A 21,905-nucleotide genomic window follows, 5' to 3' on the forward strand; every position below is an offset into this window, starting at 1 on the left:
ACGGCGCAGACGGTATCTGACGAGCCACTACGCTTGCTGCGCGCGCATACCGTCAGGAAATACCGTCAAATGGAGCTTAAGCCCCCTCACTCCCACTCAATCGTCGCCGGCGGCTTCCCCGAGATGTCGTACACAACCCGGTTAATCCCTCTTACTTCATTAATAATCCGGTTCGACACATGCCCGAGCAGTTCATGCGGCAGATGGGCCCAATGCGCGGTCATGAAGTCCAGCGTCTGCACAGCGCGCAGCGCTACAACATACTCATATGTGCGCCCATCGCCCATCACCCCCACGCTTTTGACCGGCAGAAACACCGCGAACGCCTGGCTCGTCAGGTCGTACCAAGACTTGCCGCTTTCCTTGTCGATGGTGGTACGCAGCGTCTCGATGAAAATCGCGTCCGCACGGCGCAGCAGATCCGCAAACTCGCGCTTGACCTCACCCAGAATCCGCACACCCAGCCCTGGACCCGGGAATGGATGGCGATACACCATCGCCGGCGGCAAACCGAGCTTCACGCCGAGCTCGCGCACTTCGTCCTTGAACAGTTCACGCAGCGGCTCAAGCAGCTTCAGATTCAGCGTCTCCGGCAAGCCACCCACGTTGTGGTGGCTCTTGATGGTCTGCGTGGCCTTCTTTCCCTTGCCAGCCGACTCGATCACATCCGGATAGATCGTCCCCTGCGCGAGCCACTTCGCATCCGTCAACTTCCCTGCTTCCGTCTGGAACACTTCGACGAATTCCGCGCCGATGATCTTGCGCTTGGCTTCCGGATCCGTCACACCAGCGAGCTTCGACAGGAACACTTCGCTCGCGTCGACGTGAATGACCTTCACGCCGAGGTGATCCGCGAACGTCGCCATTACCTGCTCAGCCTCGTTCAAACGCAGCAGGCCGTGATCGACGAACACACAGGTCAGTTGATCGCCAATCGCACGATGCAGCAACGCAGCCGCCACCGACGAATCCACGCCACCCGACAGCCCCAGGATCACATGCTCGTTGCCGACCTGCTCGCGAATCTTCGCAACCGCTTCGTCGACGTAATGACCCATTTCCCAGTCAGGCTGCGCGGCGCAAATCGTCAGCACGAAGCGTTCGAGCATCGCGCGGCCCTGCACCGTGTGCGTGACTTCCGGGTGCCATTGCAGGCCGTAGAAATGGCGCGCTTCGTCGGCCATTGCGGCGATCGGGCACGATTCCGTGGACGCCATCAGTTGAAATCCCGGCGGCATTTCCAGCACCTTGTCGCCGTGGCTCATCCACACTTTCAGCATGCCGTGACCTTCCGGCGTGGTGAAGTCGCTGATGCCCTCGAGCAGGCTCGTATGGTTGCGTGCCCGCACTTCGGCGTAACCGAATTCGCGCACGTGGCCATTGTCGACCTTGCCGCCGAGCTGCTCGGCCATCGCCTGCATGCCGTAGCAGATGCCGAGCACCGGCACGCCGAGTTCGAACACCGCTTGCGGCACGCGCGGCGTATCGGTCTCGGTGACCGAGCTCGGGCCGCCCGACAGGATCACGCCCTTCGGCGCGAAGTCGCGAATGAAGGCCGCATCGACGTCGTACGGATGGATTTCCGAGTACACGTTCGCCTCGCGGACGCGACGTGCAATCAGTTGGGTGACTTGCGAACCGAAGTCGAGAATCAGGATCTTGTCATGCATGGCAGCGGACGGAATAAAAGTGGACGGATAAGGAAAGCCGCGCACAAGGCGCGGCGTTGAATTCAAGACGGAATCCGGAAGCTGCGGCAGGTGGCGTGGCGCCCCGGGCCTCAGCCATGAAACGGAGGCCGTGGCGCGCCGGGCGCATCCGCAGCGGAGCTGCGCGCTTCGGCGTCGCTCGCCGAGAGCGTTCCCGGACGGTTCGCCGCAGCGAAGTCTGGCTCGACCGGATGCCCGGTGGCGGAACTGATCGGGCTGGCGGGCCTCACGACAGGCGGTGCGACGGGTTCGACCACAGGCTCAGCCCGATAGCCCACCACATCGCGTCCCCTCGCTGCATCTTTCGCAGCTTGCCTTTCAGCACGCTCGGCAGCAGCGATCTCAGCGAGACGCAGCCGTTCGCGGCGCCGTACCGTGCGAGAGAGCCGCACACCGCCCAACCCCAGCACCACCAGCACGACCCCCGTCAGCACCGCGACCAGCTGACCGAAGCCGGTCAGTTCAGGCCGGTGCATGCCGATCAGCCAGACCACCATCAGCAGGCCCGTCAGCCAGTTCACATGCCCAACGACCTTGGCGACCGTCGAGGTCAGCGCGCCGTCGATCGAGGCATGGAAGGCCAGCCACGCGAGACCGATCAGCGCAATGCCGAGGCCTTGTCCAACCAGCGTGGGCTGCGTCTGCACCAGTTGCAGCGCGTTGTACAGCGAGGTCCACGGCGTCAGCAGGAACAGCACGCCGAACGCCAGCAGGAGCAAGGCATCGATGATCAGTACAGCACGCAGCAATGGCTTCATGGGCGATTAGTCCACGTGGTAGTTAGGCGCTTCCTTGGTGATCTGCACGTCGTGAACGTGCGACTCGCGCAGGCCGGCACCGGTGATCTGCACGAATTCAGCCTTGTCGTTCATCTCGGCGATGGTGCGGCAGCCGCAGTAGCCCATGCTGGCGCGCACGCCGCCGATCAGCTGGAACAGGATCGCCGTGACCGATCCCTTGTAGGCGACGCGGCCTTCGATGCCTTCCGGCACCAGCTTGTCGATGTTCGCGGAGTTGTCCTGGAAGTAACGGTCTGCTGCGCCGTCCTTCATCGCGCCGACCGAACCCATGCCACGATACGACTTGTACTGGCGGCCCTGATACAGGAACACGTCGCCCGGCGATTCTTCGGTGCCGGCGAACATGCTGCCCATCATCACGGCGCTCGCGCCGGCAGCCAGCGCCTTGCTGACGTCGCCCGAGAAACGCACGCCACCGTCGCCGATGACCGGCACGCCCGTGCCCTTGAGCGCTTCCGACACATTGGCGATAGCAGTGACTTGCGGCACGCCCACACCCGCGACGATACGCGTGGTACAGATCGAGCCCGGGCCGATACCGACCTTCACGCCGTCCGCACCGTATTCGACCAGCGCCTTGGCAGCAGCAGCCGTAGCGATGTTGCCGCCGATCACTTCCACATGCGGGAAGTTCTTCTTGACCCAGCGCACACGCTCGAGCACGCCCTTGCTGTGGCCGTGCGCGGTATCCACGACGATCACGTCCACACCCGCCTGCACCAGCAGTTCCACGCGCTCTTCGTTGTCCTCGCCTACGCCGACCGCCGCGCCCGCGCGCAGCTTGCCGTGTTCGTCCTTACAGGCGTCCGGGTGTTCGGTCTGCTTGGTGATGTCCTTCACCGTCATCAGGCCGCGCAGTTCGAAAGAGTCGTTGATGACCAGCACGCGTTCCAGACGATGGCTGTGCATCAGCGCCTTCGCTTCGGCGAGCGGCGTGCCTTCCTTGACGGTGACGAGACGATCGCGCGGCGTCATGATGTTGCGCACCGGTTCGTCCAGACGCTCTTCGAAGCGCAGGTCGCGGTTGGTGACGATGCCGATCAGCTGCGCCCCTTCGACAACCGGGAAACCAGAAATGCCATGCTGGCGCGACAGCGCAATCACGTCGCGCACCTTCATTTGCGGCGGTACAGTGATCGGATCGCGCACCACACCCGATTCGAAACGCTTCACCTTGGCCACTTCGCTCGCCTGCTCGGCCGGCGTCAGATTCTTGTGGATGATGCCCACGCCACCCATTTGCGCCATCGCAATGGCGAGACGGGCTTCGGTGACGGTGTCCATGGCGGCGGACACGAGCGGCATATTCAGGGAAATGTTGCGGGTCAGCCGGGTTTTGAGGCTGGTGTCGCGCGGCAGAACATCGGAGAAAGCCGGGACGAGGAGCACGTCATCGAACGTGAGTGCTGTTTGGATCAGACGCATGGCAAATCCTATAGGCGCAAAAGCGAATTATACGCGATACCTCCCCGGTTTTCACTGCGCGAACAGCAGGTTAGCGAATTTCCGGTGATTTTCCAGGGTCTTTTGGCGAGGGAATTTCGCTTCGCCGTTCGGGTCGGGTTCGAACCAGTTTCGTTTCGCAAGACGAGTGCAGGATCGAACAAGACACCCTGGGAGAGGCACGCTATCCTGCGCAACTGTTCAGCTTTATGTCGGAGTAGTCGATGCAGCGTGGCGTGGCGTACGGCGTAATGGCCGGGGCGTTGTGGGGCGTGGTGTTTCTGGTGCCGCGGATGTTGCCCGAGTTTTCCCCGCTGCTGCTGAGCGCGGGCCGCTACACGATGTACGGCATCGTCTCGCTGGCGGCCGCCCTGCCGATGGCGCGCTCGCTCGCCGCCCGCCTGACCCGCGAGGACCTCGTGGCGCTCGTCAAGCTGGCGCTCGCCGGCAACCTGCTCTACTACATCCTGCTGGCAAGCGCGGTGCATCTGGTCGGGATGGCGCCGGCGTCGCTGATCATCGGCGTTCTGCCCGTGACGGTCACGCTGCTGGGCCGGCGCGATCACGGCGCTGTGCCGCTCGCCCGCCTCGTGTGGCCGTTGGCGATGGTCGTGGCGGGCATCGTCTGTATCAATGTGGATGTGTTTTCCATGGCCGATGGCGCGCCCGGCACGGCGGGCAGCGTCCTGAGCAAACTGGCGGGGTTGGCCTGCGCGGCAGGCGCCCTCGCCTGCTGGACCTGGTTCGCGGTCGAGAACTCCCGCTATCTGCGGCGCCAGGCTCACTACAGCGGCAACGAGTGGTCGGTGCTGTGGGGCGTCGTGACCGGGGCGCTCGGCGCGGCGCTGTGGCTCCTGATCGCACTGCTGCCGTCCGGCAGTCTGCAGACCACGCTCAGCAGCGAACGCTGGCATACCTTCTGGATGCTCAATCTCGGCGTGGCGATCGGCGCCTCGTGGCTCGGCAACGGCCTGTGGAATGCCGCGGCGAAGCGCTTGCCGTTGACGCTGTCAGGTCAGATGATTGTCTTTGAAACGCTGTTTGCGCTGCTTTACGCGTTCATTTACGACCACCGGCTGCCGCGCCCGCTGGAGATGGCCGCGATCGCCTTGCTGGTGGCAGGCGTGAGCTGGTCGGTGCGGCAACATGCGGACGACGATCCGGGCGCGACGCCGCTTGAAGAGAAGGCGCAGGTGTCCGCGCATTGATCGGGCTGGCTAACCCGTGCCAGGCGCCCTGGCGCGATGACGGCGGCTGGCCCAGGTCGCTGCAGCCCTGATGCGATTGCAGTAGTTCGCGCGCCCCGGCCGCCCTATCGCGAATCCCTGTTCTTCCACTTGCGCCCTTCGATCGAACCTTCCTTGCGGGTCTTTTCGACACGCCGCTGGCGCGCCGCCTTCGGATCGACGATCAGCGGCCGGTAAATTTCCACGCGGTCATGATCGACGAGCACCGTATCGAGCGATTTGAGCTTGCCGAACACACCCACCTTCTGCTGCGTCAGATCGATCTGCGGAAAACGCTGCAGGATGCCGCTGGCATCGAGCGCCTGCTGCACGGTCGCCCCTTCAGGCAATTCGACGGGAATCAGCGTCTGTCCGTCGGGCAACGCGTAGCAGACTTCTATCGACAGCCGCCCGCTCATGCCTTACCGTAGCGTTGATTGGCACGCTTCACGAACGATTCGACGAAGGTGTTGGCGATATGGCTGAACACCGGGCCAATGATCTTTTCGAGGAAGATGTTGGTGAATTCGTAGTGCAGCGCGAATTCGATCTTGCAGGCATCCTCACGCAGCGCCGTAAAAAGCCAGTAGCCAGTGAACTTGCGAAACGGGCCGTCAGCGAACTCCATGTCGATGCGCTCGGGCCGCTTCATGCTGTTGCGGGTAGCGAAGTGCTGCCGGATGCCCTTGAAGTTGATGTCGATCTTCGCCTCCATGCCGTTCTCGTCCTGACGACGGATCTCGACCCCGCCGCACCAGGGCAGGAAGTTCGGGTAATCGTTGACATCGGTGACGAGGTCGAACATCTGTTCCGCCGAATGGCGTATCAACACGGTTTTCTGGACATCTGCCATAAATTGGACAGCACGTGGCAAGGGTGGACAAGCGCCGCGGGCTTTCCTTGCCCCGCTTTGCTAAAATCGTGATTTTAAACGAGTTGGGCACTTTCCATTAATGAGCATCATAGACAACAGAAAAGCCTTCTACGACTATTCGGTCGAAGAGCGCTACGAAGCAGGACTCGTGCTCGAAGGATGGGAGGTCAAGGCCTTGCGCGCCGGTCGCGGCCAGATCAAGGAAGGCTACGTCGTGATCAAGAATCACGAACTGTTCCTGATCGGCACGCACATCAGCCCGCTGCCCGAAGCGTCGACCCACATCACGCCCGACCCGGTGCGCACCCGCAAGCTGCTCCTGCATAGCGAGGAGATCAGCAAGCTGATCGGCAAGGTCGAGCAACGTGGTTATACGCTCGTGCCGCTAAACTTTCATTACAAGGGCGGCCGGGTCAAATGCGAAATCGGTCTCGCGAAGGGTAAAAAGCAGCACGACAAGCGCGAAACCGAGAAGAAACGGGACTGGGAACGGGAAAAGGCCCGCTTGATGCGTAACCCCACCTGAGGTCGCGCGTGGGCCGCAATACCGCGGCTGGCAACGGGACATCTCACCAATAAAATGGCCCGCATACCACGCGAGCCATTTTGCTTTGAGCGGGCACCCAGTTCCCCGAATAGCGGAAACGGCCCGGCGCGCTACTACCGCACCTCAGTCGCACCCTTCCCCTTGTTCACGATGGTCAGCGCCGAGGCGATCATCGAACTCATATTCGACAGGTCACCGGGCACGATCAGCGTCGTGCCCTGCTTCGCCACGTTGGCGAACGCGTTCACGTACTGTTCGGCCACCTTCAGGTTCACCGCTTCCATGCCGCCGGTGGTCTGGATCGCCGCAGCGATCTTCTGGATCGCCTGCGAATTGGCTTCGGCCACCGCCAGAATCGCCGCAGCCTGACCCTGCGCCTGATTGATTGCCGCCTGGCGCTCGCCCTCGGACTTCTGGATCGAAGCTTCACGCCCACCCGAGGCGATATTGATCTGCTCCTGCTTGCGCCCTTCAGAAGCCGCAATCAGCGCCCGCTTCTCGCGCTCGGCGGTGATCTGCGCCTGCATGGCGTGAAGAATTTCCTTCGGCGGCGTCAGATCCTTGATTTCATAGCGCAGCACCTTCACGCCCCAGTTCGACGCCGCTTCATCGAGCGAAGAAACAATGCTGTGATTGATGAAGTCGCGCTCCTCGAACGTCTTGTCGAGTTCGAGCTTGCCGATCACCGAGCGCAGCGTGGTTTGCGACAACTGCGTAATCGCAAACACGAAGTTGCTCGAGCCATACGATGCCTTCATCGGATCGGTGACCTGGAAGTACAGCACGCCATCGACCTGTAACTGAGTGTTGTCGCGCGTAATGCAAACCTGGCTCGGCACTTCGAGCGGGATTTCCTTGAGCACGTGCTTATACGCGATGCGGTCCACGAACGGCACCACGATGCTTAGACCCGGCGTAAGCGTGGCGTGATAGCGGCCGAGCCGCTCGAGCACCCACGCGTGCTGCTGAGGCACGATCTTGATGGTCTTGGCCGCGATCATGAACACGATAACGAGCAGCACTACCGCGACGATAGTCGAATCCATACTTGTTCCCATCTGTGGTTTGACTCCGGTTTGAGTTGTTATGGTGCCGGGTGCGAATGCTTGCCCGCCACGACGATCAGGCGGCTGCCGTCGAGTGCGCTGATCTCATAGACGCGCGCGTCCTCCGGCTCACCGGGTGCGAGTTCGACGTCCCACGCGGCACCGCGATAGTTCACGCGCGCGCGCCGGTCACGCCATCCGGTCACGGCGAGCGTCTGACCGATATCAAGATTCACGTCGGGATTGCTTGCAGCGGTTTTGCGGGTCGCCCGCCGGCCAAAACGCGAGCGCCGCAACAGCAGCACCGCAGCCAATGCGACGAGCGCCGCGACCGCAAATTGCACATCGGGATTGGCGCCCGACACGCGCGCGAGACCGCCGGCCAGGAAACCCAGCGCAATCATCAACAGATAGAAGGTGCCGCTCATCAGTTCCAGCACGATAAGCACGCCCGCCCCGACCCACCAGAACAGTCCACCTGGCGCCACGTCGACCTCCACTGCGCTGCATGAGGCCGGAGCAAGTGCTAAGGCACTAACTCCGGCCGACAAAACAAAAACACCCCGGATCTACCGAGGTGTTTATAGCACGAAGCTGGTGCACTTTACCGGGCAGTGCGGTCCGCTTTGACGAACCGCACCAAACGGCTATGCGTGTTGCTTATTTTTGCCGCTTCATTTCGCCGACGACCTGGCCAACGCCTGCCACGTCTCGATGATGGTATCCGGGTTCAGCGAGATCGACGCAATGCCTTCATCGGTCAGCCACTGTGCGAAATCCGGATGATCGGACGGGCCCTGGCCGCAGATACCGACATACTTGTTCAACCGCAGACACGTTTCAATCGCGCGCTTGAGCATGAACTTGACCGCCGGATCGCGTTCGTCGAAATCGACTGCCAGCAACTCCATGCCCGAGTCGCGGTCGAGACCGAGCGTCAGCTGCGTCAGGTCGTTCGAGCCGATGGAGAAACCGTCGAAGAACTGCAAGAATTCTTCGGCGAGGATCGCGTTCGACGGCACTTCGCACATCATGATCAGGCGCAGACCCTTCTCGCCACGCTTCAGGCCGAACTTGTCGAGCAGGCCGACCACGCGCTCCGCTTGCTTCAGCGTGCGCACGAACGGCACCATGATCTCGACGTTGTCGAGGCCCATTTCCTCGCGCACCTTCTTCAGCGCGATACATTCCATCTGGAACGCTTCGGCGAAATCGTCCGCGATATAACGCGAGGCGCCGCGGAAACCCAGCATTGGGTTTTCTTCGTCCGGCTCGTAGCGCGAACCGCCGATCAGCTTCTTGTACTCGTTCGACTTGAAGTCCGACAGACGCACAATCACAGGCTTCGGATAGAACGCAGCGGCGATCGTCGCGATACCTTCGGTCAGCTTGTCGACGTAGAACGCGCGCGGCGATGCGTGACCGCGTGCAACGCTTTCGACGGCCTTCTTCAGGTCCTGATCGACGTTCGGATACTCGAGAATCGCCTTCGGGTGCACACCGATGTTGTTGTTGATGATGAACTCGAGCCGCGCCAGACCCACACCCGCGTTCGGCAGTTGCGAGAAGTCGAAGGCAAGTTGCGGATTGCCGACGTTCATCATGATCTTCACCGGAATCGGCGGCAGTTCGCCGCGCTGGACTTCGGTGACTTCCGTTTCGAGCAGACCGTCGTAAATCTTGCCTTCGTCGCCCTCCGCGCACGATACGGTGACCAGCGCGCCTTCCTTCAGCAGATCGGTTGCATCGCCACAACCCACCACCGCCGGCACACCCAGTTCACGCGCGATGATGGCCGCGTGACAGGTACGGCCGCCGCGATTCGTGACGATCGCCGAAGCGCGCTTCATCACCGGTTCCCAGTTCGGGTCGGTCATGTCAGCCACCAGCACGTCGCCCGGCTGCACACGATCCATCTCCGACGGATCCTGGATCACGCGCACCGGACCCGCACCGATCTTCTGACCGATGGCGCGACCCGTGACGATGACCTGCGACTGGCCCTTCAGCTTGAAGCGTTGCTCGGCCTTGCCGCTTGCCTGGCTCTTCACCGTTTCCGGACGTGCCTGCAGGATGAATATCTTGCCGTCGCGGCCGTCCTTGCCCCACTCGATGTCCATCGGACGCTCGTAGTGCTTCTCGATGATCACGGCGTACTTCGCCAGTTCGATCACGTCTTCGTCGGTGATCGAAAAGCGGTTTCGCTGCTCATGCGCAACGTCGACGGTCTTCACGCGGCCCGGTTCGCCCGGCTTGGTGAACTCCATCTTGATCAGCTTCGAGCCTATCGAGCGGCGGATGATGGGGTATTTGCCCTGTGCGAGCGTGGTCTTGAAGACGTAGAACTCGTCCGGATTCACCGCGCCCTGCACGACGGTTTCGCCGAGGCCGTAGCTCGAGGTGATGAACACGGCGTCCTTGAAACCGGACTCCGTATCGAGCGTGAACATCACACCGGCCGCGCCGACGTCCGAGCGCACCATGCGCTGCACGCCCGCCGACAACGCCACTTCAGCGTGAGTGAAGCCCTTATGAACGCGATAGGAGATAGCACGGTCGTTATACAGCGACGCGAACACGTGCTTCATGCGATCGAGCACGTCTTCGACGCCGACCACGTTGAGGTAGCTTTCCTGCTGGCCAGCGAACGACGCGTCCGGCAAATCTTCTGCCGTAGCGGACGAACGGACGGCGAACGAAAGCTCGTCAGGCGAGCTGTTCTGGAGCGTGTCGAAGCCCGCACGGATATCCGCCTCGAGCTTCGGCTGCAGCGGTGCATCGACGATCCATTGACGGATCTCCTTGCCCGCTTCGGCGAGCGCCTTCACGTCGTCGACGTCCAGCGTCTCCAGACGTTTGGCGATGCGCTCGGTGAGGTTGCTGTGATGGAGGAAATCGCGGAATGCCAGCGCCGTGGTGGCGAAGCCGGTCGGCACCCGAACGCCTGCCTGAGCGAGTTGACTGATCATCTCGCCCAGGGACGCGTTCTTGCCGCCCACAATCTCCACATCGGTCATCCGCAACTGCTCGAACGGAACTACATACGCCTGATCCTTTGCGACGTTAACTGCGTTAGTCATACAAGCCCCTAAGTGTGGAAGAAATACACGACTGTGCAAGTGGGCTTGGACGCGAAGCGGTCATAAGAACCGCTGAGTACCTGATAAGCCGGCAATCTCGCGTCTTGCACAACCTGTTAGATAAACAATCGCTTAATAGCGCACACGATTTGCAGGACCTTGCAGCCGGACCACGAAGCGCACCAAAAGCACGACGAAGCCAACGGTTTGACGAAATTATTCAAATTCGCCGCAAGTTATCAGCAAAAAGCGGGGCGTTGACCGGGCGATAAATGCGAGTTAGCCGCGGTTCGCCTGCAATTGCTTATCCAACAGGTTGCCGCTATTCTACCGTGCCGACTCTCAAAATGTGACAGTCGGACGAGAATTGCGCCTCGAACTGCGCGCCGCACCGATGCCCCTGTAGTTTCCGGTTAGCCACCGTACACTGGGCGCCGACGCAGCGATGTTAGATTCGAGCGTAATTTCCCGCTCACGTTCCCTGCCTACTGCCCCACTGATGCCGCCTACCGTATTCATCGTCTCCGACGGTACCGGGATCACTGCCGAAACCTTCGCGCATTCGATCCTGTCCCAGTTCGACCAGAAATTCCGCCTGGTTCGGGTTCCCTTTGTCGATTCGACCGAGAAAGCCTACGCCACGCTGGAAAAAATCAACGAAGCGGTCAAGCAGGACGGCCGCCGGCCAATCGTCTTCACGACGCTTGTCGACAGCTCGTCGAACAGGATCGTCAAGGGCTCGAACGCGCTGGTGCTGGACATGTTCCAGACCTTCGTCGAACCGCTCGAACAGGAACTGGAACTGAAGTCGAGTCACGCGATGGGCCGCGGCCACCAGAACGCGGACACCGAGGAGTACAAGAACCGCATCGAGGCGATCAATTTCTCGCTTGCCCATGACGACGGCCAGTCAAACCGCAATCTGGCCGATGCCGATGTGATCCTGGTTGGCGTGTCGCGCAGCGGCAAGACGCCGACGAGCCTGTATCTGGCGATGCAGTACGGTGTGAAGGCGGCCAACTATCCGCTGATTCCGGAAGACTTCGAACGCGGCAAGCTGCCGACGCCGTTGCTCGAACATCGCAACAAGATGTTCGGGCTGTCGATCGATCCGCAGCGGCTCTCGGAGATCCGCAACGAGCGCCGTCCGGGCAGCAAGTACGCGGCGCCGGAAAACTGCCGTTACGAGATCAACGAAGCGGAAGCGATGATGCGGCGTGAGGGGATCAAGTGGCTGTCGTCGACGCACAAGTCGATTGAAGAAATCGCGACGACGATCCTGCAGGAGATCAAGCTCGACCGGCCGGGGTATTGAGGACGGCGCAGGCAGGGCTGCGGCTTCAGGCTCGCGCCGTGCGCGTGCCCCAAGCGAGGCATGAGGTCAGTCAGCGCGCCGAGCGCTGCTGGCGGCACTGCTCGAACAGGCACACGGCGGCGGCAGCCGCCACATTCAACGATTCCATTCCGCCTGGCTGCGGAATCGTCACGCGCAACGTGACCGCGTCGCGCCACGTCTGCGACACGCCCGCGCCTTCGTTGCCCATCACCCAGGCTAGCTGGCCGGACAGGTCGCAATCGTAGATCGCTTCGGCGCCGTGCGAGTCTGTAATCACCACCGGTACGTCAAGGCGTTCGATCAGCGTCTGCGGTTCGACGTCTTCGTGAATCTCCAGCAGAAAGTGCGCGCCCATCCCCGAGCGCAGCACTTTCGAAGACCACGCGTAGGCCGTCCCCGGCGCGCAAAACACCTGCTGAATCCCTGCGGCGGCGGCGCTGCGCAGAATCGAACCGACATTGCCCGCGTCCTGCACACCATCGAGCACGACACAGGTCTGCGCGACCCGTTCCGGTAACGGCGGCGCAAGTTTCTCGACCAGCAGCAGAATCCCCACCCCATTGACCACATTCGATAGCTGGCCGAACAACGCGTCCGGCAGCGTCACGATACGGTGCTCGTCGATCCGCGAAACGATGGTCTGCGCCTCGTCGTGAAGCAAGGCGCCTTCGGTGACGACACAGGTTTCAGGTTGGCCAGCAACGTCCAGATACGCGCTCGCGAGATGGAACCCTTCGAGCAGCGCGTGGCCGCTGCGTCGCTGCTGGTGCGTCGAACCGGCCAGTGCCTTGAGGCGCTTGTAGAGCGGATTGTCCCGCGAGGTGATGGCTTTCACAGGCAGGGAAGAATCAGCTCAGCGCCCGGCACGCTCACCGACACGTTGCCCAGGCGCAGATGCGCCTCGCGCACCGGCGCGAACGAGCGGCGGTGATGTTCGCATGGCCCGTGCTCACGCAAGGCCGCCAGATGCTGTGGCGTGCCGTAACCGGAATGCGCGTCGAAGCCATATACGGGGAACGTCTGATGCAACTCCAGCAGCATACGGTCACGCGTGACTTTGGCGAGAATCGACGCTGCGGAAATGGACTTCACCAGCGCGTCGCCGCCAATAATCGCCTCGCTCCGAATGCTGAGCACCGGACAGCGGTTGCCGTCGATCTTCACGAGCGTCGGCGCAACCGCGAGGCCCTCGACGGCGCGCTTCATCGCCAGCATCGTCGCATGCAGGATATTGAGCGTATCGATCTCTTCGACCGACGCCGAAGCGACACAAAAAGCCAGCGCCCGGTCGACGATCTTGTCATACAGTTCATCGCGCTTTTTGGCAGTGAGCGCCTTCGAATCGTCGAGCCCGCGGATCATCGGCTTCGACGGATCGAAAATCACCGCGGCGGCCACCACCGGCCCAGCCAACGGCCCACGCCCCGCTTCATCGACGCCGCAGACGATCTCGTCCGCCGCGTTGAAGTCAAAACCCGGCTGCGCTGCCACCGCAGCGGACTTGCGCCGGGGCGCGCGCTCGCCTGTCATCGACGCCCCTTGCGCGTTTCGACCACATTCGCCACCACTTCCGCGGCGCGCAGGGCAGTGTTCTGCTTCAGCACGTGATGCATTTCCGTGAAAATTTCCGTCAGCGTGCGCCGGTTGGCCTCGTCGCGCAACTGTTTCAGGGTGGCATCGGCGAGCGCTTCAGGCGTCGCGAAGTGCTGCAGGATTTCCGGCACCACGAAACGTCCGGCCAGAATGTTCGGCAGTCCAACGTACGGCAAATAGCCTTGCCGCCGCATGATCTGACCGGTCAGCCACGGCACCTTGTAGGAAATCACCATCGGTTTCTTCAGCAACGCGGCTTCCAGCGTCACCGTGCCGCTCTTGACAAGGATCGCGTCAGCCGCCGTCATCGCCACCTGCGCCTGCCCTTCCACCAGCGTCAGCGCGAGGCCCGGACTGGCGTCCACGAGCGGCTGCAGCAATTCGCGCAACGCCGGCGTCGCCACCGGCATCACGAAGCGCACGCCCGGCTCGCGGTGCTGCATCAACTCCATCGCAGCGAAAAACGTCGGGCCGATCAGATTGATTTCCGAGCGACGGCTGCCTGGCAGCACGGCGATCACCGGGCCGCTTTCCGGCAGACCCAGCTTGCGGCGTGCGCCCAGCGTGTCGGGTACAAGCGGAATCTCGTCCGCGAGCGGATGGCCGACATACGAGGCCGCCACGCCGGCTTTTTCAAGCAGCGCGGTTTCAAACGGAAACACGCACAGCATATGGTCGACGGCTTTGGCAATCTTCTTGATCCGGCCGCCGCGCCATGCCCAGATGGACGGGCATACGAAGTGAACGGTCGGAATGCCGGCGTCGCGCAGCGCGTGCTCGAGGGCAAAGTTGAAATCAGGCGCGTCGACGCCGACAAACACAGTTGGCGGCTCAGCCAGCAACTGACGTTTCAGCTCGTTGCGGATGCCTAGAATCTCGGGAATGTGACGCAGCACTTCGACATAGCCACGCACCGAAAGCTTTTCAATCGGCCAATGGGCGTCGAAACCCGCGGCGATCATACGCGGGCCGCCAATGCCGTAATACTGCGTATCGGCCGGCAAGTGGCTGCCGAGGCCTTCCAGCAGGGAGGCAGCAAGCAGGTCGCCGGACGGTTCTCCGGCGACCATCGCAAGCCGTAGCGGACTCGGTTGCAGGACCATCGGTTAGCGGATGATGCCGCGTTGCGACGCGACCACGAAGTCGAGCAGCGCCTGCACCGGCGCGTCGCCTTCCCCGCCGGCCGAGGCCAGATCGCGTAGCTGCAGCTTGGCTTCTTCCAGCGACAGGCCGTTCTTGTACAGCAGGCGGTACGCGGCACGCAGCGCCGAAATCGCGTCCGCGGAAAAACCGCGCCGGCGCAGACCCTCGACGTTGATGCCATGCGGCTCGGCCTTGTTGCCGGCAGCGATGACGAACGGCGGGATGTCCTGCACAAGTGCCGACGCGCCGCCCAGCATCGAATGCGCACCGATACGCACGTACTGGTGCACACCCGACATGCCGCCGACGATCGCATAGTCGCCGATCAGCACGTGACCGGCCATCTGCGCGTTGCTCGACAGGATCACGTTGCTGCCCACATGGCAGTCGTGGCCGATGTGCACGTACGCCATGATCCAGTTGTCGTCGCCGAGCGTGGTCACGCCCGCGTCCTGAATCGTGCCGGTGTGGATCGTGGTGAACTCGCGAATCGTGTTGCGATTGCCGATCACGAGCCGGGTCGGCTCGTCCTTGTACTTCATGTCCTGCGGCCGGCCACCGACCGATGCATAGTGGCCAATGCGGTTATCTTCGCCAATCGTCGTGTGACCTTCGATCACACTGTGCGAGCCGATCGTCGTGCCCGCGCCAATCGTGACGTTCGGGCCAACAATGGCATACGGCCCGATTTCAACCGTTTCGTCGAGCTGTGCGCCCGGCTCGATGATTGCAGTGGGATGAATCCTGCTCATGCGCCCTCGCTTCTGATTCCGTTGCGTTATCCGGAGGCCAGGCGGGCGTCAGTCGCCCTACCGGCTATCCATTGCTGGCCGCTCCCACGGATGCCTGTTGCATGCACGTGCGTCAGCGGTCCAGCGTTACCAGCCATGCCTTACTGGCCGTTCGTATCCGTATGACGGACTGCGCACATCAGGTCGGCTTCCGCGGCAACCGCGCCATCCACCTCGGCGCGCGCCTTGAACTTCCAGATGCCGCGCATATGCCGCTCAAACGTTGCGTTCAGGATCAGCTGATCGCCGGGCTCCACCACGCGCTTGAAACGCGCGTTGTCGATGCCGACGAACAGATACAGCGTGTTGGCCGGATCATGCGGCTCTTCCGAGAACGTCAAAAGCGCCGCGGTCTGCGCAAGCGCCTCGAGGATCAGCACACCCGGCATGACCGGACGGCTCGGGAAGTGACCCATGAAGTACGGTTCATTGATCGACACGTTCTTCAGCGCTTTGATGCTCTTGTGCGGTTCGAGTTCGAGCACCCGGTCAACGAGCAGGATCGGATAACGATGCGGCAGCAGCGTGAGAATCTTATGAATGTCGAGATTGATTTTTTCGGTGCTCATGGTGTTTCTGCTCACGCATTGACTGCGCGATGATGACTGCGGATACGGTTCAGGTGGGTTGGTAACGCGTGCTGCCGCCGCTTTCTGTAACCCGGCAGCCCATCCTGCCCGGTCACCCTTCGCGACGCTTCCTGCTTGACCAGCTTGACGTGCTTGAAACCGGGCCGTTGCTGATCGCCGACCCGGCCCGCGCTCACGCCTTGTTGCCTGGCGCGTCGGCGGCCGCAGCCGCTTCCAGCGCCTTGATACGGTCACGCAGTTTATCGAGGTTGCGCAACAATGCTGCGCTCTTGTTCCAGTCGGCGTGGTTCACGGCCGGGAATGCACTCGTGTACATGCCCGGTTTCAGCAACGATTTCGACACGCCCGACTTGGCGGTGACGATCACATGATCGGCCAGTGTAACGTGTCCGGCGATACCCACCGCGCCACCGATCATGCAATGACGGCCAATCGTGGTGCTGCCGGCAATGCCCGCGCAGCCGGCAATGACCGTGTACGCGCCAATCCTGCAGTTATGACCGATCTGCACCAGGTTGTCGATCTTCACGGATTCTTCGATCACGGTATCGGCCATGGCGCCGCGGTCGATCGTCGTATTGGCGCCGATTTCGACATCGGGGCCAATCGATACAGCGCCGACCTGCGGAATCTTGACCCAGCTGCCCGTACGGGATTCGCCTTCGCCGACGAAGTCCGGCGCAAAGCCGAAGCCGTCGGAACCGATCACGGCACCGGCGTGAATGATGACACGCTCGCCAATCTTGCAGCCGTAGTACACGCTGACGTTCGGATACAGGTGCGAGCCGGCACCGATCTGCGTGTCGCGGCCGATCGCCACGTTCGCGTCCAGCCGCACGTGCTCACCGATCACCGCGCCGGCTTCCACCGTGACGTGCGGGCCGATCACCGCGCTTGCAGCGATCTGCGCCGACGGATCGATCGTCGCGCTGGCATGCACGCCCGGCACGGGCTTGGGCGCGGCCATGTCGATGAACGTCTGCGCGACTCGCGCGAAGTAAGCGTAGGGGTTGGGCGTGACGATGAAATTGCGGGCGCCGTGCAAACGGGCGCCGTGCAAGCGGGCGCCGTCGGCGCCCGCTTCGGGCGCGCCGCCTAGTTTGGCGAGATCTTCAGCGTTGATCAGCACCGCACCCGCGCGGGTAGTCTCAACCTGCGACAGATATTTCGGATTGGCGAGGAACGCCAGCTGATTCGGGCCTGCCTGGTCCAACGGGGCCAGGCTGCCCACGCGGTGCGAGCGATCTCCGACTACTTCACCGCCGAACTGCTGGACGATGTCCTCGAGCGTAAATGCCATGCGTGTACTGCTCCTGCTTTTCAGTTGCCAGTTCGGTTACCGCTTCAGTTGCCGGCCGGGGCCGACGCGCCATTCGCAGACGCCGCCAGGGCCTTGAGGACCTGGTCGGTAATGTCGATGCGCGGGCTCACATACACCGCTTCCTGCACGATCAGGTCGTAGTGCTGCTGCTCGGCGATCTGCTTGATCACCTTGTTGGCGCGGTCGAGCACGGCTGCCAGTTCCTCATTGCGACGCTGGTTCAGGTCTTCGCGGAACTCACGCTGCTTGCGCTGAAAATCGGTGTCCAGTTGCGACAGGTCGCGCTGCTTTTCCGCGCGATCGGCCGGCGCCATCGACGCGCCGTTCTTGTCCAGCGCATCCGACATCGACTTCAGCTTCTGCGCCATATCCTGCAGATCCTTGTCGCGTTTTGCGAATTCGGCCTCGAGTTTGGTCTGCGCCGCCTTCGCGGCAGCCGACTCGCGCAGGATGCGATCCGAGTTGACGGCGGCAATCCTGGCTTCCTGTCCGTGCGCTACACCCGCGCTCAAAGTCATTGACAGCACAAGCGCGCACGTCGCAAAGGCGCACGTCACACGTTTCGAAAACATACCGGTTCGCAAAGTCATCCTCTCGATACTGTAAAAGAGGCCCGGGTTATCCCGGACCATCCAATCAGAATGCCGTTCCGAGCTGGAACTGGAATTTCTGGTACTGGTCGCCGTTGTGCCTGGTGAGCGGGAAACCCAGACTCAGTTTTAGCGGTCCGATCGGCGAGATCCACGCAAGACCGACGCCGTAACCGTAACGCAAGCCGTTTGCCCCCACGCTGTTGCCTTCATCGCCCCAGACGTTGCCTGCGTCGAGAAACGTAAACACTCGCAGGGTGCGATCATAGCCTGTGCCCGGCAAGGGGAACGTCAATTCGACGTTCCCCACCAGCAGCTTCGAGCCGCCGATCGGGTCGCCTGTCGTTGCGTCGCGCGGCCCCAGGGAGCTCGGCTCATAGGCGCGCACCGTCCCGATACCGCCCGCGTAGTAATTCTTGAAGATCGGAAAAGGCTTGCCGCCGACGCCGCTGCCGTAACCGCCCTGGAGATTGAAACCCAGGACGAAACCACGCGCAAACGAATAATAGTACTGCGCGCTGATGTCGGCCTTGTAATACTGCGTGCCGCCCGCCGGCGTGCCGAGTTCGGCATTCGCCTGAGTAAAGTAGCCACGACTCGGCACCAGTGCGCTGTCGCGCGCATCGCGTGTCCAGCCCGCTGTTATCGGCACGTTGTTCGACACCCGGCCGAATTCGTTCACGTAGTCGATATAGGTTTGCGGCGTGGCAGCGTCTACATCGAGCGTATTTTGCTCAACACCGGCGCCGAAATAGACCGTATCGACTTCCGAGAACGGGATACCGAACCTGACGTCACCGCCCAAGGTGACGATCTTGAAGCTCGAATCCGCGGAGTAGTACAACGGCTGCTGCGTGCGATAGTAGACGTCGCTAATGCGCCTGATGCCGTCCACCGTGAAGTATGGATCGACCTGAGTAACAGTCAGGGTGCGGTAGGTCTTCGCCGTGTTGATGTTCACCGCGAGGCTCGTGCCGGAGCCAAACACGTTGTCCTGCGAAATGCCCGCCGAGAGGATCGGGCCTTCGCCCGAGCCGTAACCGACGCCGAGCGTGATCGAGCCGGTCGGCTTTTCTGTGACCTTGACGTTCACGTCCACCTGGTCCGTCGTGCCTTCGACGGGCACCGTGGTCACGTCCACGTCCGAGAAGTAGCCGAGGCGGTTCAATCGATCCTTGGACAACGCGAGGCGATTCGCATCGAACCACGAACTCTCGAACTGGCGCATTTCACGGCGCACCGCTTCGTCGCGCGTGCGAACGTTGCCGACGATGTTGACGCGGCGCACATAGACGCGCCGGCTCGGGTCCACTTGCAGCGTCAGGCCGACCGTGTGATGTTGCTGGTCGATCAGCGGCTGGGCGTTCACCGTGGCGAAGGCATAGCCATATTCGCCGAGCTTGTCGATGAGCGCTTTGGTGGTGGCCTGCAGCTTCTCAGCCGAAAAAACCTCGCCGGATCTGATCTTGACTAGCGAGTCGAGTTCAGCTTCGCGGTCCAGCAGATCACCGGCCAGGTGGATGCCGGAAATCGTGTACGGCTCGCCCTCATGCAGGGTGAGCGTGAGGTACATGTCTTTCCTGTCCGGCGACAGCGAGACCTGCGTCGAGTCGAACGAGAACTCGAGGTAGCCGCGATTCAGGTAGTACGAGCGAACCTTCTCGAGATCGCTGGTCAGCGTGTCTTTCGAGTACAGGTCGTTCTTCGTGTACCACGAGAACCAGTTCGGCGTGGCCTGCTGCATCTCATCGGACAGCGCGCTGTCGGTGAACGCCTTGTTGCCGATGAAGTTGATCTGGCGAATCTTTGCGCTCGGACCTTCGTCCACCGAGAACAGCAGTGCCACGCGATCCTGGTCGATCGGCGTGACCGTTGTCCTGACTTCAGCCGCGTAGTAGCCGTGCGTGAGGTATTGACGCTTCAGTTCCTGCTCGGCCTTCTGGGCGAGCGCCATGTCGTAGAAACGGCCTTGCGACAGCCCGACCGAGCGAAGCGCCTTGCTCAGATTGTCCTTGTCGAATTCGCGCAGCCCGGAGAAGTCGATTGTGCCGATCGCCGGGCGCTCCGTCACCTGCACGATCACGACTGCGCCCTCGGTAAGGATCTTCACGTCATTGAAGAAGCCGGTCGCATACAGCGCGCGAATCGCTTCGGAGGCCTTGTCGTCAGAAAAAATATCCCCTCGCTGGATCGGCAGGTAGGCGAACACCGTGCCGGGCTCGATGCGCTGCAGCCCATCGATGCGGATGTCTTGCACCACAAACGGCGACGTAGCATGGGCAGCTAACCCATGCGCGGCTAAAGCAGCAGCGGCGACCGATTTAGGTACAAGGCGACGAGGTTTCGACAACGTACTTCCCCAATGTAAAGCTCAATCATGCTGGGCGGCCGCTCCTCGCGGGCGCCGCCGGACACGTCAAAAATGGATCAGCCGGGCCAGATCGTTGAAAAGCGCGATCGCCGACAAGGCGACGATGCAGGCCAGTCCAGCTCTCTGCAGAACGAGCTGCCAGCGGTCGGAGACCGCCTTGCCAGTTGCAGCTTCAACCAAATAATATAACAGATGCCCCCCGTCCAATACCGGAATCGGGAGCAGGTTAAGTACGCCGAGACTGATGCTAACCAGTGCCAGGAATGACAGGAATGCTGATGGACCCAACCTTGCGCTTTTACCTGCGTAGTCGGCGATCGTGACCGGACCCGACAGGTTTTTCAACGATGCTTCGCCGGTAATCATCCGGCCGAACATGCGCACCGAGTAAGCCGCCAGATCCCAGGTGCGGCGCGCGCCCAGCTGCAGACTTTCGATCGGACCATAACGCACCGTGATGGACGGCACCTGGGTCGCGAGTTCCGCACCGATCCGGCCGACCTCCGCGCCGCTCGCGTCGTCGTGCTGCGCGAGCGGGACCACATGGATGTCCTCGGTCTTGCCGCCCTGCTGTGCATCGCCACCCCGCGCGACCTGCAACGTGACGCTCTTGCCCGCGTGCGTCTTGATGTAGGCGATGAACGACGTGGCGTTATCGGTAGGCGTGCCGTCGATCGACAGCAGACGGTCACCGGCGGCGAGGCCCGCGCGCTGCGCCGCACTGCCGGCCTGCACGCCCGCCACGATCAGCTTGCCGCCGCCCGGCTCGAAGCCCAGATGCGACATGAAATCGTCGTCGACATCCTTCTCGGACACATCGCGCAGATCCAGCGGGAAATCGAAAGTCCCATGGCTGTCTTTGGCGCTCAGAATGATGCGGCGATGATCGAACGCCGCACCCAGCATCTTCCAGCGCAGGTCCGACCACGAACGAACCGGTTCGCTGGAGCCGGCGTCGCCATCTGCGTTGCGCACTGCGATCACCGTCTCGCCACCGTCGAAACCGGCGAGCGCAGCAGGTGTGTTCGGAGTCGGCGCAGCAACGATGGCAGCCGGTTCGCTCACGCCCGTGCCAAACACGGCGGCGAACAGCACAATGGCAAGAATGAAATTGGCGATCGGCCCGGCCGCGACAATCGCAAACCGCTTCGCGACATGCTGACGGTTAAACGCGTGCGGCAGGTCGGCGGCATCAATCGGCGCGCCCACTTCTCGCTCGTCGAGCATCTTCACGTAGCCGCCCAACGGCAACGCGGCGATCGTCCATTCGGTGCCCGTCTTAGGGCTCACCCACTGAACCAGCGGCTTGCCGAAGCCGATCGAAAAGCGCAGTACTTTCACGCCGCACAGGCGCGCCACGCTGTAATGGCCGTACTCATGTACCACCACCAGCACGCCTATCGCGACCGCGAAGGCGAGCACCTCGATCAGCACGTTCATATTCG

At 62.1% G+C, this 21,905-nt stretch carries 20 protein-coding genes; 3 read left to right on the plus strand and 17 right to left on the minus strand.

Annotated elements, in window-relative coordinates:
• Positions 1 to 86 precede the first annotated feature (86 nt).
• From guaA to guaB, 3 genes are all read right to left on the minus strand, one after another.
• Positions 87 to 1,670, minus strand: coding sequence for a glutamine-hydrolyzing GMP synthase (gene guaA / locus P3T20_RS13740; protein ID WP_074266030.1), 1,584 nt, complete (start codon positions 1,668 to 1,670; stop codon positions 87 to 89).
• A gap of 110 nt (positions 1,671 to 1,780) precedes the next feature.
• Positions 1,781 to 2,467: a hypothetical protein gene (locus tag P3T20_RS13745; RefSeq protein WP_429287109.1), complete on the minus strand. Its 687-nt coding sequence runs from the start codon at positions 2,465 to 2,467 to the stop codon at positions 1,781 to 1,783.
• A gap of 6 nt (positions 2,468 to 2,473) precedes the next feature.
• Positions 2,474 to 3,934, minus strand: a complete 1,461-nt coding sequence (gene guaB / locus P3T20_RS13750) for an IMP dehydrogenase (protein ID WP_074264301.1) — start codon at positions 3,932 to 3,934, stop codon at positions 2,474 to 2,476.
• A gap of 242 nt (positions 3,935 to 4,176) precedes the next feature.
• On the opposite strand from guaB, the gene P3T20_RS13755 reads away from it, so the two are divergent.
• Complete coding sequence (locus tag P3T20_RS13755) at positions 4,177 to 5,160, plus strand: DMT family transporter (RefSeq protein ID WP_074264300.1); 984 nt, start codon at positions 4,177 to 4,179, stop codon at positions 5,158 to 5,160.
• 104 nt (positions 5,161 to 5,264) lie between these two features.
• Here the strand turns inward: P3T20_RS13755 and P3T20_RS13760 are convergent, their stop codons facing one another.
• Positions 5,265 to 5,597 carry an RnfH family protein gene (locus tag P3T20_RS13760; protein ID WP_074264299.1) on the minus strand — a complete coding sequence of 111 codons (333 nt, stop codon included), beginning with the start codon at positions 5,595 to 5,597 and terminating at the stop codon, positions 5,265 to 5,267.
• Positions 5,594 to 6,031 (minus strand): type II toxin-antitoxin system RatA family toxin, encoded by a 438-nt coding sequence (locus tag P3T20_RS13765; protein WP_074264298.1) that lies wholly within the window; start codon positions 6,029 to 6,031, stop codon positions 5,594 to 5,596. The genes P3T20_RS13760 and P3T20_RS13765 overlap by 4 nt, the downstream gene beginning before the upstream one ends.
• 100 nt (positions 6,032 to 6,131) lie before the next feature.
• Here P3T20_RS13765 and smpB point away from each other — a divergent pair, with 100 nt between their 5' ends.
• Positions 6,132 to 6,578, plus strand: a complete 447-nt coding sequence (smpB, locus tag P3T20_RS13770) for an SsrA-binding protein SmpB (protein ID WP_074264297.1) — start codon at positions 6,132 to 6,134, stop codon at positions 6,576 to 6,578.
• 134 nt (positions 6,579 to 6,712) lie between these two features.
• On the opposite strand, the gene P3T20_RS13775 is transcribed toward smpB, so the two are convergent.
• The 3 genes from P3T20_RS13775 to ppsA all read right to left on the minus strand — a co-directional run bounded on the left by P3T20_RS13775 (position 6,713) and on the right by ppsA (position 10,725).
• Entirely contained in the window at positions 6,713 to 7,645 is a 933-nt protein-coding gene (locus P3T20_RS13775; protein WP_074264296.1) for an SPFH domain-containing protein, read from the minus strand.
• 38 nt (positions 7,646 to 7,683) lie between these two features.
• Positions 7,684 to 8,133 (minus strand): NfeD family protein, encoded by a 450-nt coding sequence (locus tag P3T20_RS13780; RefSeq protein ID WP_429287110.1) that lies wholly within the window; start codon positions 8,131 to 8,133, stop codon positions 7,684 to 7,686.
• 186 nt (positions 8,134 to 8,319) lie between these two features.
• The gene (gene ppsA / locus P3T20_RS13785; protein ID WP_074264295.1) at positions 8,320 to 10,725 is read right to left on the minus strand and encodes a phosphoenolpyruvate synthase; all 2,406 of its coding nucleotides are present in this window, start codon (positions 10,723 to 10,725) and stop codon (positions 8,320 to 8,322) included.
• Between the two features lie 499 nt (positions 10,726 to 11,224).
• Here ppsA and ppsR point away from each other — a divergent pair, with 499 nt between their 5' ends.
• On the plus strand, positions 11,225 to 12,040 hold the full coding sequence (gene ppsR / locus P3T20_RS13790; RefSeq protein WP_429287111.1) for a posphoenolpyruvate synthetase regulatory kinase/phosphorylase PpsR: 816 nt from the start codon (positions 11,225 to 11,227) through the stop codon (positions 12,038 to 12,040).
• Positions 12,041 to 12,110: 70 nt separating this feature from the next.
• Here the strand turns inward: ppsR and P3T20_RS13795 are convergent, their stop codons facing one another.
• The 9 genes from P3T20_RS13795 to rseP all read right to left on the minus strand — a co-directional run bounded on the left by P3T20_RS13795 (position 12,111) and on the right by rseP (position 21,900).
• Entirely contained in the window at positions 12,111 to 12,896 is a 786-nt protein-coding gene (locus P3T20_RS13795; protein ID WP_429287112.1) for a TrmH family RNA methyltransferase, read from the minus strand.
• Positions 12,893 to 13,591, minus strand: a complete 699-nt coding sequence (gene rnhB, locus P3T20_RS13800; protein WP_429287113.1) for a ribonuclease HII — start codon at positions 13,589 to 13,591, stop codon at positions 12,893 to 12,895. The genes P3T20_RS13795 and rnhB overlap by 4 nt, the downstream gene beginning before the upstream one ends.
• Positions 13,588 to 14,757, minus strand: coding sequence for a lipid-A-disaccharide synthase (lpxB, locus tag P3T20_RS13805; protein ID WP_074264291.1), 1,170 nt, complete (start codon positions 14,755 to 14,757; stop codon positions 13,588 to 13,590). The genes rnhB and lpxB overlap by 4 nt, the downstream gene beginning before the upstream one ends.
• A gap of 3 nt (positions 14,758 to 14,760) precedes the next feature.
• The gene (gene lpxA, locus P3T20_RS13810; protein ID WP_429287114.1) at positions 14,761 to 15,549 is read right to left on the minus strand and encodes an acyl-ACP--UDP-N-acetylglucosamine O-acyltransferase; all 789 of its coding nucleotides are present in this window, start codon (positions 15,547 to 15,549) and stop codon (positions 14,761 to 14,763) included.
• Between the two features lie 140 nt (positions 15,550 to 15,689).
• Positions 15,690 to 16,157, minus strand: coding sequence for a 3-hydroxyacyl-ACP dehydratase FabZ (fabZ, locus tag P3T20_RS13815; protein WP_074264289.1), 468 nt, complete (start codon positions 16,155 to 16,157; stop codon positions 15,690 to 15,692).
• 193 nt (positions 16,158 to 16,350) lie between these two features.
• Entirely contained in the window at positions 16,351 to 17,478 is a 1,128-nt protein-coding gene (lpxD, locus tag P3T20_RS13820) for a UDP-3-O-(3-hydroxymyristoyl)glucosamine N-acyltransferase (RefSeq protein WP_429287115.1), read from the minus strand.
• A gap of 44 nt (positions 17,479 to 17,522) precedes the next feature.
• Positions 17,523 to 18,083: an OmpH family outer membrane protein gene (locus P3T20_RS13825; protein WP_429287169.1), complete on the minus strand. Its 561-nt coding sequence runs from the start codon at positions 18,081 to 18,083 to the stop codon at positions 17,523 to 17,525.
• 52 nt (positions 18,084 to 18,135) lie between these two features.
• Positions 18,136 to 20,439, minus strand: coding sequence for an outer membrane protein assembly factor BamA (gene bamA, locus P3T20_RS13830; RefSeq protein WP_429287116.1), 2,304 nt, complete (start codon positions 20,437 to 20,439; stop codon positions 18,136 to 18,138).
• A 66-nt stretch (positions 20,440 to 20,505) separates the two neighbouring features.
• A complete protein-coding gene (gene rseP, locus P3T20_RS13835; protein WP_074264285.1) occupies positions 20,506 to 21,900 on the minus strand; it encodes an RIP metalloprotease RseP in 1,395 nt (464 codons plus the stop codon).
• Positions 21,901 to 21,905: the final 5 nt, after the last annotated feature.

The organism is Paraburkholderia sp. GAS206C, assembly GCF_050435645.1.
GTDB lineage: Bacteria > Pseudomonadota > Gammaproteobacteria > Burkholderiales > Burkholderiaceae > Paraburkholderia > Paraburkholderia phenazinium_B.

Coding starts and splice junctions, on each gene's coding strand:
- guaA (WP_074266030.1), bottom strand. CDS start 1,670: ATGCATGACAAGATCCTGATTCTCGACTTCGGTTCGCAAGTCACCCAA.
- P3T20_RS13745 (WP_429287109.1), bottom strand. CDS start 2,467: ATGAAGCCATTGCTGCGTGCTGTACTGATCATCGATGCCTTGCTCCTG.
- guaB (WP_074264301.1), bottom strand. CDS start 3,934: ATGCGTCTGATCCAAACAGCACTCACGTTCGATGACGTGCTCCTCGTC.
- P3T20_RS13755 (WP_074264300.1), top strand. CDS start 4,177: ATGCAGCGTGGCGTGGCGTACGGCGTAATGGCCGGGGCGTTGTGGGGC.
- P3T20_RS13760 (WP_074264299.1), bottom strand. CDS start 5,597: ATGAGCGGGCGGCTGTCGATAGAAGTCTGCTACGCGTTGCCCGACGGA.
- P3T20_RS13765 (WP_074264298.1), bottom strand. CDS start 6,031: ATGGCAGATGTCCAGAAAACCGTGTTGATACGCCATTCGGCGGAACAG.
- smpB (WP_074264297.1), top strand. CDS start 6,132: ATGAGCATCATAGACAACAGAAAAGCCTTCTACGACTATTCGGTCGAA.
- P3T20_RS13775 (WP_074264296.1), bottom strand. CDS start 7,645: ATGGATTCGACTATCGTCGCGGTAGTGCTGCTCGTTATCGTGTTCATG.
- ppsA (WP_074264295.1), bottom strand. CDS start 10,725: ATGACTAACGCAGTTAACGTCGCAAAGGATCAGGCGTATGTAGTTCCG.
- ppsR (WP_429287111.1), top strand. CDS start 11,225: ATGCCGCCTACCGTATTCATCGTCTCCGACGGTACCGGGATCACTGCC.
- rnhB (WP_429287113.1), bottom strand. CDS start 13,591: ATGACAGGCGAGCGCGCGCCCCGGCGCAAGTCCGCTGCGGTGGCAGCG.
- lpxB (WP_074264291.1), bottom strand. CDS start 14,757: ATGGTCCTGCAACCGAGTCCGCTACGGCTTGCGATGGTCGCCGGAGAA.
- lpxA (WP_429287114.1), bottom strand. CDS start 15,549: ATGAGCAGGATTCATCCCACTGCAATCATCGAGCCGGGCGCACAGCTC.
- fabZ (WP_074264289.1), bottom strand. CDS start 16,157: ATGAGCACCGAAAAAATCAATCTCGACATTCATAAGATTCTCACGCTG.
- lpxD (WP_429287115.1), bottom strand. CDS start 17,478: ATGGCATTTACGCTCGAGGACATCGTCCAGCAGTTCGGCGGTGAAGTA.
- rseP (WP_074264285.1), bottom strand. CDS start 21,900: ATGAACGTGCTGATCGAGGTGCTCGCCTTCGCGGTCGCGATAGGCGTG.